Source organism: Pantoea pleuroti, assembly GCF_014156615.1.
GTDB lineage: Bacteria > Pseudomonadota > Gammaproteobacteria > Enterobacterales > Enterobacteriaceae > Pantoea > Pantoea agglomerans.
Window position 1 is genome coordinate 208668 of record NZ_SBFD01000002.1, and the last position, 13538, is coordinate 222205.

16 protein-coding genes and 2 tRNA genes are annotated in these 13538 nt (G+C 56.9%); 11 read left to right on the forward strand and 7 right to left on the reverse strand.

From position 1 onward, the window contains the following. Positions 1–12: 12 nt before the first annotated feature. Entirely contained in the window at positions 13–648 is a 636-nt protein-coding gene (gene rutR, locus EPG66_RS04995; protein WP_003849991.1) for an HTH-type transcriptional regulator RutR, read from the reverse strand. Between the two features lie 306 nt (positions 649–954). Here rutR and rutA point away from each other — a divergent pair, with 306 nt between their 5' ends. Genes rutA through rutG form a run of 6 tightly spaced genes read left to right on the forward strand, consistent with a single transcriptional unit; the run spans position 955 to position 5894 of the window. Beyond that, complete coding sequence (gene rutA, locus EPG66_RS05000; protein WP_010669800.1) at positions 955–2046, forward strand: pyrimidine utilization protein A; 1092 nt, start codon at positions 955–957, stop codon at positions 2044–2046. Then, on the forward strand, positions 2046–2759 hold the full coding sequence (rutB, locus tag EPG66_RS05005; protein WP_010246624.1) for a pyrimidine utilization protein B: 714 nt from the start codon (positions 2046–2048) through the stop codon (positions 2757–2759). The genes rutA and rutB overlap by 1 nt, the downstream gene beginning before the upstream one ends. 20 nt (positions 2760–2779) lie before the next feature. Continuing rightward, positions 2780–3175, forward strand: coding sequence for a pyrimidine utilization protein C (rutC, locus tag EPG66_RS05010; RefSeq protein ID WP_010246626.1), 396 nt, complete (start codon positions 2780–2782; stop codon positions 3173–3175). Next, positions 3175–3984 (forward strand): pyrimidine utilization protein D, encoded by an 810-nt coding sequence (rutD, locus tag EPG66_RS05015; protein WP_083068515.1) that lies wholly within the window; start codon positions 3175–3177, stop codon positions 3982–3984. The genes rutC and rutD overlap by 1 nt, the downstream gene beginning before the upstream one ends. 19 nt (positions 3985–4003) lie before the next feature. Further along, complete coding sequence (rutF, locus tag EPG66_RS05020; protein ID WP_029518970.1) at positions 4004–4519, forward strand: NADH-dependent FMN reductase RutF; 516 nt, start codon at positions 4004–4006, stop codon at positions 4517–4519. Positions 4520–4565: 46 nt separating this feature from the next. Beyond that, complete coding sequence (gene rutG / locus EPG66_RS05025) at positions 4566–5894, forward strand: pyrimidine utilization transport protein G (RefSeq protein WP_182686123.1); 1329 nt, start codon at positions 4566–4568, stop codon at positions 5892–5894. A 4-nt stretch (positions 5895–5898) separates the two neighbouring features. Here the strand turns inward: rutG and EPG66_RS05030 are convergent, their stop codons facing one another. Both EPG66_RS05030 and EPG66_RS05035 read right to left on the reverse strand, forming a co-directional pair. Further along, complete coding sequence (locus EPG66_RS05030; RefSeq protein WP_010669796.1) at positions 5899–6813, reverse strand: DMT family transporter; 915 nt, start codon at positions 6811–6813, stop codon at positions 5899–5901. A 96-nt stretch (positions 6814–6909) separates the two neighbouring features. Beyond that, complete coding sequence (locus tag EPG66_RS05035; protein WP_010246636.1) at positions 6910–7083, reverse strand: con-10 family general stress protein; 174 nt, start codon at positions 7081–7083, stop codon at positions 6910–6912. 300 nt (positions 7084–7383) lie between these two features. On the opposite strand from EPG66_RS05035, the gene wrbA reads away from it, so the two are divergent. From wrbA to EPG66_RS05050, 3 genes are read left to right on the forward strand one after another with little or no spacing between them, the layout of a single operon-like run. Next, the gene (gene wrbA / locus EPG66_RS05040) at positions 7384–7983 is read left to right on the forward strand and encodes an NAD(P)H:quinone oxidoreductase (protein WP_022625914.1); all 600 of its coding nucleotides are present in this window, start codon (positions 7384–7386) and stop codon (positions 7981–7983) included. Positions 7984–8003: 20 nt separating this feature from the next. After that, positions 8004–8234, forward strand: a complete 231-nt coding sequence (locus EPG66_RS05045) for a YccJ family protein (protein ID WP_010669794.1) — start codon at positions 8004–8006, stop codon at positions 8232–8234. A gap of 53 nt (positions 8235–8287) precedes the next feature. Then, positions 8288–9661: an NAD-dependent succinate-semialdehyde dehydrogenase gene (locus EPG66_RS05050; protein WP_109653171.1), complete on the forward strand. Its 1374-nt coding sequence runs from the start codon at positions 8288–8290 to the stop codon at positions 9659–9661. Positions 9662–9726: 65 nt separating this feature from the next. Here the strand turns inward: EPG66_RS05050 and agp are convergent, their stop codons facing one another. From agp to EPG66_RS05065, 3 genes are all read right to left on the reverse strand, one after another. After that, positions 9727–11415 (reverse strand): bifunctional glucose-1-phosphatase/inositol phosphatase, encoded by a 1689-nt coding sequence (agp, locus tag EPG66_RS05055; protein WP_182686125.1) that lies wholly within the window; start codon positions 11413–11415, stop codon positions 9727–9729. 271 nt (positions 11416–11686) lie between these two features. Beyond that, positions 11687–11774: transfer RNA gene (locus tag EPG66_RS05060), tRNA-Ser, on the reverse strand. Positions 11775–11841: 67 nt separating this feature from the next. Further along, positions 11842–11929: transfer RNA gene (locus tag EPG66_RS05065), tRNA-Ser, on the reverse strand. A 220-nt stretch (positions 11930–12149) separates the two neighbouring features. On the opposite strand from EPG66_RS05065, the gene yccA reads away from it, so the two are divergent. Both yccA and EPG66_RS05075 read left to right on the forward strand, forming a co-directional pair. After that, the gene (gene yccA, locus EPG66_RS05070; protein WP_003850014.1) at positions 12150–12803 is read left to right on the forward strand and encodes an FtsH protease modulator YccA; all 654 of its coding nucleotides are present in this window, start codon (positions 12150–12152) and stop codon (positions 12801–12803) included. Between the two features lie 104 nt (positions 12804–12907). Then, on the forward strand, positions 12908–13234 hold the full coding sequence (locus tag EPG66_RS05075) for a TusE/DsrC/DsvC family sulfur relay protein (protein WP_010246645.1): 327 nt from the start codon (positions 12908–12910) through the stop codon (positions 13232–13234). Here EPG66_RS05075 and yccX read toward each other — a convergent pair whose 3' ends face one another. Then, positions 13235–13513: an acylphosphatase gene (yccX, locus tag EPG66_RS05080; protein WP_010246647.1), complete on the reverse strand. Its 279-nt coding sequence runs from the start codon at positions 13511–13513 to the stop codon at positions 13235–13237. Between the last annotated feature and the right edge of the window lie 25 nt (positions 13514–13538).

Consider the following 13538-nt stretch of genomic DNA (forward strand, 5'->3'; position numbering starts at 1 on the left):
ATGTATCCTGAATTAGCGTACGCGAATCCCTTCGATGATCATGCGCTGCACATTATCAACCGCCTGATCGAAAAACGCCGGATCGCTGAGCGTCTGGCCGGTAACGGCCTCAACCTGAGTGGCAAAATCGGCGTAATGCTGCGTGGTGGCCCACAGCATAAAGATCAGATGCTGCGGCTGTACGCCCGCCAGACGTCCTTCATCAATCCAGCGTTCAATAATTGCCGCTTTGTCATCCACCAGTTGCTTAAGATCGCCTGCCAGCTCCCCTTTCAGAAGCGGAGCACCCTGCAGCATCTCCAGACAGAAGAGCCGGGAAGCCTGAGGATGATCGCGCGACACTTCCAGCTTGAGCCGGATGTAGCGCCGAATCGCGACCAATGGATCCTGATCGTGCGCCAGCGCGCGCAACGGTGCCAGCCAGACATCCAGAATCTGCTTAAGCACCGCCACATAGAGCACTTCTTTAGAGGGAAAATAGTAGAGCAGATTAGTTTTAGAGACATCGGCCAGCTCGGCTACCTTATCGAGGCTGGTGCCGTGAATGCCAAACTGTGAGAAGAAGGTTAATGCCGCTTCCAGTATGGCGGCCCGCTTCGCTGCGACCGCACGCGAACGACGCGTTGGCTTTTTTTCATCGGTATTCACACGTTTACCTCATCCTTCTGGTGTCAGCGCATCATAGCAAAGGGATTCATCGCTGCCCAATCCGCGCCCTGCACCTTTTTTGCTCAGCCTGCATGGAAAACGTGCAGCGAATTTTGACCAGACGGTCTGAAATGGACCAGTTACTCCACTTACCTCTTTCGGGTTAATTTTAACTCATTGTTATATAAAACAATAAAAAAAGTGGCACACAGTTTGCAGAATTGTGACTGAGCGCGGCCCACATGGACGATGCAGGATGCAGTGCAGCGCGTGAAACACCTTTCCCCCATCGCAACGAGGTTTCACATGAAGATAGGCGTCTTTATTCCGATTGGTAACAATGGCTGGCTGATTTCGTCCAATGCGCCGCAGTACATGCCGACCTTTGAACTGAACAAAGCGATCGTGCTGAAAGCAGAGCATTACCATTTCGATTTTGCGCTCTCGATGATCAAACTGCGCGGCTTCGGCGGAAAAACCGAGTTCTGGGATCATAATCTCGAATCGTTCACCCTGATGGCTGGGCTGGCCGCCGTGACATCGCGCATTGAGATCTACGCCACCGCCGCCACCCTGACGCTGCCTCCGGCGATTGTGGCGCGCATGGCGTCCACCATCGATTCCATTTCAGGCGGTCGCTTTGGCGTCAACCTGGTGACCGGCTGGCAGAAACCGGAATATGAACAGATGGGTATGTGGCCTGGCGATGAGTACTTCAGCAGCCGCTACGCTTATCTGACCGAATACGTTACCGTGCTGCGCGATCTGTGGGGCACCGGAAAATCGGACTTTAAAGGTGAGTTCTTCACCATGAACGACTGCCGCGTGAGTCCGCAGCCGCAGCGCCCGATGAAGGTGATCTGCGCCGGACAGAGCGATGCCGGTATGGCCTTCTCTGCTCAGCACGCCGATTACAACTTCTGCTTTGGTAAAGGTGTTAACACACCCGCCGCGTTCAGCTCTACCTCGATTCGCATGAAGCAGGCCGCTGAAAAAGCGGGCCGCGATGTCGGCTCCTATGTGCTGTTTATGATCATCGCTGCTGAAACGGACGAAGAAGCGCGGGCGAAGTGGGAACACTACAAAGCGGGTGCGGATGAAGAGGCGCTCTCCTGGCTCACCACCCAGAGTCAGCAGGACACCAAATCGGGCAGCGACACCAATGTGCGCCAGATGGCGGATCCGACCTCGGCAGTCAATATCAATATGGGCACTCTGGTGGGATCTTATGCCAGCGTGGCGCGGATGCTGGATGAGGTTGCGCAGGTCGAAGGCACCCACGGCGTGCTGCTGACGTTTGATGACTTCCTGCAGGGTATCGAGAACTTCGGGCAGCACATTCAGCCGCTGATGGCCTGTCGCAGCGCCCTGCTCGACGCACAGCAGGAGGTGGCATGATGGCTACCGTTTATTGTGCTCACACGCCGGATGTTCCACAGGTTGAACTGCCGGCGCGGCCAGAACCGATCGCCTTTCCGCCTGGCCAGACCGCGCTGATTGTCGTGGATATGCAGAACGCCTACGCCACTGAAGGCGGCTATCTCGATCTGGCGGGCTTCGATGTTTCCGCCACAAAGCCGGTGATTGCGAAAATCCATCAGGCGGTGACGGCGGCCCGTGCGGCAGGCGTTCAGATCATCTGGTTCCAGAACGGCTGGGACAGTGACTATGTAGAAGCGGGCGACGCCGGTTCCCCCAATTTCCATAAATCGAATGCCCTGAAAACCATGCGCAAACGGCCTGAACTGCAGGGCTCGCTGCTGTCGAAAGGCGGCTGGGATTACGCGCTGGTCGATGAACTGGTGCCGCAACCCGGTGATATCGTGCTGCCGAAATCGCGTTACAGCGGCTTCTATAACACCCCGCTCGACAGCATGCTGCGCAGCCGCGGGATCCGTCATCTGATGTTTACCGGCATCGCCACCAACGTCTGCGTTGAATCGACGCTGCGCGACGGCTTCTTTCTGGAGTACTTCGGCGTGGTGCTGGAAGACGCCACTTATCAGGCCGGCCCGCCCTTTGCTCAGCAGGCTGCCCTGTTCAATATCGAAACCTTTTTTGGCTGGGTATCAGATGTCGATACCTTCTGCGAAAGCCTGAATGCCCGCTAATCCACGATAAGGACGACGCTATGCCGAAAAGTATTATTGTTCCGCCAGGCACCACCACCCCCATCGCCCCGTTCGTTCCCGGCACGCTGGCGGATGGCGTGGTCTATGTCTCGGGTACGCTGCCGTTTGATGCTGACAACAACGTGGTGCATGTGGGTGATGCCGCAGCGCAGACCCGCCACGTGCTGGAAACCATTAAAAAGGTAATTGAGACCGCCGGTGGCAGCATGGCCGATGTGACGTTTAATTCGATTTTTATTACTGACTGGTCGAACTACGCCGCGGTGAATCAGGTTTATGCCGAGTACTTTCCCGGCGAAAAACCGGCGCGCTTCTGTATTCAGTGCGGTCTGGTCAAGCCTGATGCGCTGATTGAGATCGCCAGCGTGGCGCACATCGGCAAAGCGGAGGTCTGATGCAGCTGGATATTCTGGGTCTGCAAAATCCCGATGCACCGACGCTGGTGCTCTCATCCGGTCTGGGCGGCGTGGCGGGTTTCTGGCAGCCGCAGCTGGCCGCACTAACGGCACGCTATCGGGTGGTGATCTATGACCAGCGCGGCACCGGCCGCAGCGCTGACAGCCTGCCGGAAGGCTACAGCATGGCGATGATGGCGGCGGAACTGGCCGCCGCGCTGGCGCAGCACGGCATCCTGCGCTTCAGCCTGATCGGTCACGCGCTGGGCGGTCTGATGGGGATGCAGATGGCGCTGGATTATCCGGATCGGATCGAACGGATCGCGGTGATCAATGGCTGGCTGACGCTGCATCCCCATACCCGTCGCTGCTTTCAGGTGCGTCAGGACCTGCTGCTCAACGTCGGCGTCGAGGCATTTGTCCGCGCTCAGCCGCTGTTTCTCTATCCAGCGGAGTGGATGGCGCAGCATCAGACGCGGCTGGAGCAGGAAGATAGCCATCACGTCGCACATTTTCAGGGGATGGAAAATCTGATGCGGCGGCTGCACGCCCTGATGAGCGCCGACTTCAGCGCGCGGGCTGCGGCCATTCCACAACCGGTGCTGGTGATCGCCAGCCAGGACGATCTGCTGGTGCCGTGGAGCTGCTCAACTGAGCTGGCCGCGGCCCTGCCCAATGCTACTGAACAGATGATGGCCTGGGGCGGCCACGCCATGAGCGTCACCGCCCCCGAAAACTTTAATGCCCTGCTGCTGCAGTGGCTGGATCAGACTGATGACGTGCAGCCGCTGCAGCGCGTCGTCGGATAACCTTTTCGCGGAGAACACGATGAGCCTGGATACCCTTACCCCTGCCGTTGAGAAAACTGAGTTTCGTAATGCGATGTCGCGGCTGGGTGCTGCGGTCAACATCATCACCACGGAAGGCCCGGCCGGACGCGCAGGCTTTACGGCCTCGGCGGTGTGCAGCGTCACGGATTCGCCGCCGACGCTGCTGGTCTGCCTTAACCGCTCTGCCTCGGTTTACCCGGTGTTCCGCGAAAACATGCAGCTCTGCGTCAATACGCTGGCAGCGGGCCATGAAACGCTCTCCAATCTGTTCGGCGGCAAAACGCCAATGGCTGATCGTTTTATTGCCGCTGAGTGGTCAACGGCCGTGACCGGCTCGCCGGTGCTGAGCGGCGCCGTCGCGTCCTTTGACTGTCGCATCACTCAGATTGTCAGCGTCGGTACGCATGACACGCTGTTCTGCGAAGTCGTGGGGTTAGTGCGCAATGACGACACCCACGGTCTGGCGTGGTTTGACCGGGGATACCATCCCCTGTTGCGGCAGGATGCCTGTTAACGCTTCCCTGAATCCCACCGGCATTCATAACGCTCTGGAGTAGACGATGGCACGATCCTGGTTTCCGCAATGGCAAAAGAAGTCGGCATTAACAGAAAACGGTATTATCGCCCCGGATGAGACCCTGCCTCTGGGGCAGACGCTGGTGCTGGGTTTACAGCATGCGGTAGCGATGTTTGGCGCAACGGTGCTGATGCCCCTGCTGATGGGGCTGGATCCCAACCTGGCCATTCTGGTCTCGGGTATAGGCACGCTGCTGTTCTTCTTTATCACCGGCGGTCGGGTGCCCAGCTATCTCGGGTCGAGCGCTGCCTTTGTCGGCGTGGTCATTGCGGTAACCGGCTTCAGCGGTCAGGGGCTGAATCCCAATCTCAGCGTGGCGCTGGGCGGCGTGATCGCCTGCGGCCTGCTCTACACGCTGATTGGTCTGGTGGTGATGAAGTCCGGCACGCGCTGGATTGAAAGCCTGATGCCGCCGGTCGTGACCGGTGCAGTGGTGATGGCTATCGGGCTGAATCTGGCCCCGATTGCGGTTCACAGCGTCTCCGCCTCGTCATTCGACAGCTGGGTTGCGGTGATGACCGTGCTCTGCATTGGTCTGGTAGCGGTATTTACCCACGGGATGATTCAGCGACTGCTGATTCTGGTCGGCCTGATTCTGGCCTGGGCGATCTATGCGCTGCTGACCAACGGTCTGGGGCTGGGTAAGCCGGTCGATTTTACCCTGCTGTCACAGGCCGCCAGGTTTGGCCTGCCGCACACCACCGCTCCCACCTTTGATCTGCAGGCGATGGTGCTGATCGCCCCGGTGGCGATCATTCTGGTGGCTGAAAACCTCGGGCATCTGAAAGCGGTGGCGGGCATGACCGGACGCAATCTCGATCCTTACATGGGACGCGCTTTTGTTGGCGATGGCCTGGCCACCATGCTCTCCGGCTCGATCGGCGGCAGTGGCGTCACCACCTATGCCGAAAATATCGGGGTGATGGCGGTGACCAAAGTCTACTCTACGCTGGCGTTTGTCGCCGCGGCGGTTATCGCCATCCTCGCCGGTTTCTCGCCGAAGTTTGGTGCGCTGATCCACACCATTCCGGCCCCGGTGATTGGCGGCGCATCCATCGTGGTGTTCGGGCTGATTGCGGTGGCGGGTGCCCGCATCTGGGTGCAGAACCATGTCGATTTAGGCCAGAACAGTAACCTGATCATGGTGGCGACCACACTGGTGCTCGGAGCTGGTGATTTCGCGCTGAAAATCGGTTCTTTCACGCTGGGGGGTATCGGTACCGCCACCTTTGGCGCGATTATCCTCAATGCTATTCTGCGCCGACGCAGTGCGGCAAAGCAGGACAAGCCACTGGCGCGACAGCAGGGTTAACTAACTACTCCAGCGGTGTGGCAGCAGGCTGCACCGCTTTTTTTCGTTTCAGCCGCAGCTCACTGACGATCACCCCGCAGACGATCAGCGCCCCGCCCAGCAACGCCAGCGCAGGCAGGCGCTCACCCGCAATACGCCCCACGACGCCGGCCCAGACCGGTTCCCCGGCATAAATCACCGTGGCGCGGGTCGGCGAAACGCTGCGTTGCGCCCAGTTCATGGTGACCTGAATCAGGGCGCTGGCCGCACCCAGCCCCAGCGCGCTGAGCAGCAGCGGTGTTGAGATGGCAGGCACCGTTTCCCCATTGGGGATCATCAGACCAAAGGCGCACAGCGACGCCACCGCCAGCTGGATCAGGGTCACACGGCGCACATCGACCTTACCGGCATAGCGGCTGATTAAGATGATTTCGGCAGCGATCGCCAGGGTACTGATCAGCGTCGCTATTTCACCCGCATTCAGAGTGATGCGACCATCCTGCGGCCCGGCCACCAGCAGCAGGCCGGTAAACGCCAGTACAATCCCCAGCCACGACATCAATCCCGGCGGACGGCGCAGAAACAGCCATTGCAGCAACGGCACGACAGGGACATAGAGCGCGGTGAGAAAGGCGGACTGACTGCTGGAGATGGTCTGCATTCCCCAGGTCTGAAGACCATAGCCCCCGGCGATCGACAGGCCAATCAGCGCGCCCGCTTTCACCTCCAGCCAGGTCATGCCTGCCAGATAACGGCGGAAAAAGAGCGCCAGCAACAGCGCGGCGGTGGCAAAACGCAGGCCGACAAAGAAGAACGGGCCGGAATGTTGCATCGCACGATGCACCACCAGAAAGGTGCCGCCCCAGATCATGGTTATGAATAGTAATACCAGCTCCTGCCGCGTCAGGCGCAGGGTTAAACCACGGAGTGTGTCCGACATAATTCACCTGATGATGTGTCCGGACAATATTGTGGGGAGAGCGAGGGGGAAAAGCAACGACGTTAACCGCCGGTCTCCACCGGCGGCAGGGTGGGGTTAGGCGTCCGGTTTTTTAGGACTGCTGCGTCCCCCCTTCTCACCCGCGCGCGCGGCGCGCTGCGGATCGTTTTTAAAATTACCGCCGCTGTTTTTTCCCCCTTTACGTCCCGCTTCTGCGGCACGTTCACGGTTTTCAGCAAAATTTCCAGAACCCCCACGATGTGTTGTCATGATTTGCTCCTGTCGCGTAGTGCGATAATTAAGAATTAAAAACAGAGGGCTGACGGCCCGAAACCCGGGAGCAGCCCATGTTTAAATAATAGCCAGATTATCCTTTCACTCTTCCGCCAGTCACATTTAGCAACAGAGTAATCACCAGAAATTTGGCTAAACAACGAACACTCTGCCGACTTACAACCGATTAGCTGCTGATTTATTGCCCGACTCCTCCGCTTCGGCTTCGGCATCGCCTGCGTAAAACGAAAGCTCTTCTATACTTTTTCTGGACGTCAAAACCATCTGGAGAGATCAATGGCTAAGATTCTGGTGCTCTACTACTCGATGTACGGACATATTGAAACAATGGCGAACGCGGTTGCAGAAGGCGCTCGTCGGGTTCCCGGCGCGGAAGTGGATATCCTGCGGGTACCAGAAACGATGGAGGCCGATCGCTTTGCACAGGTGGGCGGCAAAACCGATCAGCAGGCAGCAGAAGCCACGCCTGAGGTGCTGCCGCACTATGACGCAATTATCGTCGGTACCCCGACCCGCTTCGGCAACATGGCCGGACAGATGCGTACCTTCTGGGATCGCACCGGCGGACTCTGGGCGTCAGGCGCGCTGTTTGGCAAGGTTGCCAGCGTCTTTACCTCAACCGGCACCGGCGGCGGTCAGGAACAGACCATCACGTCTGTCTGGACCACCCTGGCGCATCACGGCATGGTGATTGTGCCAATCGGCTACGGCACCAAAGAGTTGTTCGATATTTCTCAGGTTCGCGGTGGCACGCCTTATGGAGCCACCACACTGGCGGGCGGCGATGGTTCGCGTCAGCCTACCGAAGCAGAACTCAATATCGCCCGTTTCCAGGGTGAACATGTGGCCGGACTGACAGTCAAACTGCAGGACTGATTTAATCAAAGGAGAAAAGTATGTCTACTGAACAATCAAAAGCACATCACGTTGGCGAATGGGCCAGTCTGCGTCATACCTCCCCTGAAATTGCTGAGGCCATCTTCGAAGTGGCCAATTACGATGAAAAACTGGCAGAAGAGATCTGGCGTCAGCAAGGCAGTGATGACGTGCTGATTCGCGCCTTTGAAAAAACCGATAAAGATCTCCTGACCTGGGATGACAAGCCCGTAGAACGTAAGAACGTCTGATTCAGGGGCGGGACTTTCCCGCCCTCAATTTTTAGCACACCAAGGAGTACGCTATGTCTTCCTATCAAAGCATTAATCCCGCAAACAACCAGTTGCTGAAAAGCTGGCCGTCACACGATGAAGCCGCCGTCAGCCATGCCCTCGAAGTGGCCGATCGCCTTTTCCATTCTTCATGGAGTAAAGGTGATATTCAGCCGCGTCTGCAGGTACTGAAAAAACTGGCTGACCTGATTGATAGCCGCGCGGAAGAACTGGCCACCATCGCCAGTAAAGAGATGGGTAAACTGATTGGTCAGAGCCGCGGAGAAGTGAAAATCTGCTCGCAGATTGCCCGCTACTACGCAGAGAATGCGGAACGTATTCTGCAGCCGCAGTCCTATCCCAGCGATCTGGGCGAAGCCTGGGTTGAGTATCACCCGATTGGCGTTTTAGTCGCCGTCGAGCCGTGGAACTTCCCTTACTATCAGCTGATGCGCGTGCTGGCACCTAACCTGGCGCTGGGTAACCCGGTGCTGGCAAAACATGCCAATATCGTTCCGCACTGTGCCGATATCTTTGAAAAGCTGGTTCGTGAAGCGGGTGCGCCTGAAGGGGCCTGGACTAACCTGTTCATCTCCACCGATCAGGTCGCCGATCTGATTGCTGACGACCGGGTGCAGGGTGTCGCCCTGACCGGATCCGAGCGCGCTGGCAGCGCCGTGGCTGAGCAGGCCGGTAAGCATCTTAAGAAATCGACGCTGGAGTTGGGTGGCAATGACGTGTTTGTGGTGCTGGATGATGCCGATCTCGACGAAGCGGTACGTCAGGGTGTGCAGGCTCGCCTCAGCAACTGCGGCCAGGTCTGTACCGCCGCAAAACGTTTTATTCTGCATGAGAAGATTGCCGATCGCTTTATCAGCCAGTTCAGCGCTGCACTGAGTTCCGCTACGCTGGGCGATCCGCTGGATGAGAAGACCACGCTTGGCCCGCTCTCCTCCGCTGACGCGCGTGACCGCCTGGTGAAACAGGTAGACGAAGCCGTCGCCAATGGCGCAAAACTGGTCACGGGCGGCAAAGCCGTTGACGGTGCAGGTTGCTACTATCAGCCAACCATTCTCACTGGCATTACCCCGGATAATCCCGCCTATTATCAGGAGTTCTTCGGTCCGGTCGCGCAGGTTTATGTCATAGGTGACGATCAGGCGGCTGTGGCGCTGGCGAACGACTCTCACTATGGTCTGGGCGGCTCGGTCTGGACACGCGATATTACACGGGGTCGTAAACTGGCCTCTGCCATTGAAACCGGCATGGTGTTTATCAACTCTCAGAGCGACACCTCAGCGGAACTGCCCTTTGGTGGCGTGAAACGTTCAGGTTATGGCCGTGAGCTGTCTGATCTGGGCATCAAAGAGTTTGCTAACCAGAAACTGGTGGTCGTGGCGGGTTAACCGCCTTGCAGCCATAAAAAAACCCCGTCTCGACGGGGTTTTTTATTATCGGCCGGATAGCGCGATTACTGTGCCGCCACAGCCGCTGACTTTGATTCGTCGTTGTGCGCTGTTGCAGGCGTGTTCGAGGCGTTAGCCTGGTCAGCCGCGCTTTTATCGGCACTGGCTGATTTCGCTGCCGCGTTGTCCGCTTTCGCTTTCTCAGCGGCGGCTTTATCGGCTGCTGCTTTGTCCGCTTTTGCCTTTTCGGCTGAAGCTTTATCGGCTGCTGCCTTGTCCGCTTTTGCCTTCTCGGCTGCTGCTTTGTCCGCTTTTGCTTTTTCAGCGGCGGCTTTATCCGCTTCAGACTTCTCAGCGGCAGCTTTATCGGCGTCAGCCTTCTCTTTGGCTGCGGTCGCTTTATCCGCTTCAGCCTTATCAGCAGCAGCGTCATTCGTCGCTGCGGCTTTCGCACTGTCGTTGTCAGACTGGGCTACCGGTTGTGGTGCCGCCGCTGGCTGCATTGGCGTGCCCTGCAGCGCAGCATTCAGCACCTGAGAGAACTGATCCCAGCTGCAATAGCCGTTTGCATCGGTCTCACAACCCGTCAGCTGCAGCGTAACGCGCTTCGGTGGGTTCTTCAGGCTCAGCACGTCTGCGTTGCGCAGCTGATCGGCGCTCTGATAGACATACTCAACTTTGAGCAGGTCTTTATCATTTTTCGCATCATGCCAGCGTTCGAAAACAACCTGACCGCCAATCGGCGTTTTTTCGAAGGTATCAGGCAGTTCATAAGGCTTGACCTGCAACGCGCTCAGCAGCGAGGCGATGTTTGAGTCATGGCCTACCATCAGCGTAATTTTTGGCGCGTTGGCTTTGTCCTGATCCACTAACTGACTGCGGATGTAGTCCACCAGCGGTGCCGCCACTTCACGGGAAATGTCCGGGCTGGTAAACAGCGCGTCCTGGTAACCATTTTTAATCGCTGACAGCTCTTTCCACTGCTCAGGCGTTTTGATCTGGCCCCATGCAACCTGATCCAGCGGGAAACCTTCGTAATATTGCAGCGTGAACGCATCCATCAGGGAATTCCCCGTTTTCAGCGGGCCACTGACATTCGGTTCTTTACCATTTTCAGCGCTGAAGGTGTTCTGACCACTGCTGAGGTCACACTGCTTTTTATTGTTGCAGGCAGGCGATGCTTTGTAGTCGACAATCTTTTCCAGGCGCTGGAAGGCAGGCTTCAGCGACAGTTTTTCATTCGCAGCGGCCATCTCAGCCAGCGCTTTCTTATTGAATGCTTCACTGCCATCTGTGATAACCGGATTGAAAATAGGATCCATGGAGCCCATTTCATCCTGATGAGTGACAGCGACGTCACAGCCCGGGAAGGCGCCATTAACAAAGAACTGGGCGGTGGCCACAGTGCGCTGCAGGCTGTTGGCGTAAACAAAGACGTTATTGCTGTCAGGACAGCTGCAGTTCTTCACCAGGCCCTGCTGTGCCAGCCACTGACGGGTGTAGTTACCCATGTAGACTTCCAGCACACCACCTTTAGTGGTCAGCTGTCCGCCGGGAACATCCCACTGCGGCCAGCTCTTTTTGGTCGACTGCGCCAGCACGCTGCCATTATCAGCCAGCGGTGCACGCAGATTGTGGCGACTTAACATCAGCACCTGTTGCAGCTGCATATCACCCTCAGCAGCAAATGCTACCGTTCCGACCGGCAATGCAGCGAGCACTGACAATGCGCAAAGACTCAGTTTCTTGATCATTGTGCCTATTCCATTCATTCAGTAAAGAAACACTCTGGCTATCAACCGATTAGCTCGCCTCAGAGCGATGTAATCAACAGTGTAACTCAGCTCGCCTCAGAAAAGCGCCAGATGTTTGCAAAAACGGTGAGTGGACTATAGCAGAGATGCACCGGAGAGATGAATGCGCAGCCACGCGTCACAGAGAGAGACACGCTTTTTTCGGACAGGAAGAAGAAACAGTGAGGGCAGAAACGAAACAGGCCAGCACTGAGTGCTGGCCTGTAAAATGTGGCGGAGGAGGAGAGATTCGAACTCTCGGATGGTTTCCCATCGGCGGTTTTCAAGACCGCTGCCTTAAGCCGCTCGGCCACCCCTCCGTTTTGAAACTGTACTGCATTGGCAAAATATTTATTTTTGCCGCTTTATTGCCCAGGGCAGATAAAGTGGCGGAGGAGGAGAGATTCGAACTCTCGGATGGTTTCCCATCGGCGGTTTTCAAGACCGCTGCCTTAAGCCGCTCGGCCACCCCTCCGCAATGACGCGCACTATAAACACCCCGTTTAGGGATGTAAAGCACCTATCTGTCTATTCGCCTGAAAAACAGCCAGATTGTGATTTTTCGGTGTCAAAATCGCCACTCTGCTCAAACAATTAGCAGTTTAGCGCGTAAAGAAGGGTAAAACGCCTTTTCCCTCTTTAATGGCCTGCGTATTCTCGGCACATATTTGGTGTTCTGCTTAAAGGAGCGCAACATGGAAAGAATTGTCACCTCATCGCAGTCCTCACTGCTGTCTACGCACAGAGTTCTGCGCAATACCTATTTTCTTCTCGGACTGACTCTGGCCTTCTCAGCCGTTACGGCTACCGCCAGCACCCTGCTGGCCCTGCCTGCGCCGGGTTTAATCCTGATGCTGGTTGGCTTCTATGGCTTGATGTTTTTAACCTACCGTCTGGCTAACAGCCCGATGGGCATCCTGGCCGCTTTTGCCTTTACGGGCTTCCTGGGTTATTGCCTGGGGCCTATCCTGAGCTCATTCTTAACCGCAGGCATGGGTGACGTGATAGCGCTGGCGCTGGGCGGCACGGCGCTGGTGTTCTTCTGCTGTTCGGCCTACGTGCTGACCACCCGTCGTGATATGTCCTTCCTCGGCGGCATGATGATGGCAGGTTTCGTTGTGTTGCTGGTTGCTGTCGTAGCCAACATCTTCCTGCAGCTGCCTGCATTGCATCTGGCCATCAGCGCCCTGTTCATTCTGTTTTCAGCCGGTGCGATTTTGTGGGAAACCAGCAACATCATTCACGGGGGCGAAACCAACTACATTCGGGCGACGGTCAGCCTCTATGTTTCGCTCTATAACATCTTTGTCAGCCTGCTGAGCCTGCTGGGATTTGCCCGCAGTAACTAATCCACAGTGACAGTAGCCTGTAAAACCCCGCTTCGGCGGGGTTTTTGCTTTTACTGCCCGCCAGGTTTGATAAACTGCGCCGTCATTTACTAAGAGGATGTCACGTGAATTTTAACGGTAACGAAATCGCCGTCGATGCCGAAGGCTATCTGAAGCATCCCGGCGACTGGAGTGAAGCACTGGCTGTCCACATCGCCGATCAGGAAGGCCTGACCCTGACTGAAGCACACTGGGAAGTGGTCCATTTTGTGCGCGCCTTTTATCTGGAATATAACACCTCACCCGCCGTGCGAATGCTGGTGAAGGCGATGGCGCAGAAATATGGCGAAGAGAAAGGCAATAGCCGCTATCTGTTCCGCCTGTTCCCTGAAGGGCCGGCTAAACAGGCGACGAAAATCGCCGGCCTGCCTAAACCGGCGAAATGTCTGTAATTAACCGGTCGTAAAATCGCGGGGCGGCTCTGCGGGCTGGTGCGGCTCCACCAGCACCTTTTCAACGCGCGCGCTGCGTGGCCCGCCCGCTTTAAGCCAGGCGATCAGCGCATCGACCTGCTCCGCCTCACCCCAGGCCAGCACCTCGACACTGCCGTCATCCAGATTTCGCGCATAGCCCAGTACGCCCAGCGTCCTGGCTTCTGCCTGAGTACTGTAACGAAACCCGACGCCCTGGACGCGGCCATGAACCCATGCTTTAAAACAGGCTGCTGACATTATTCTCTCCTGCTGCTGTTCGTTG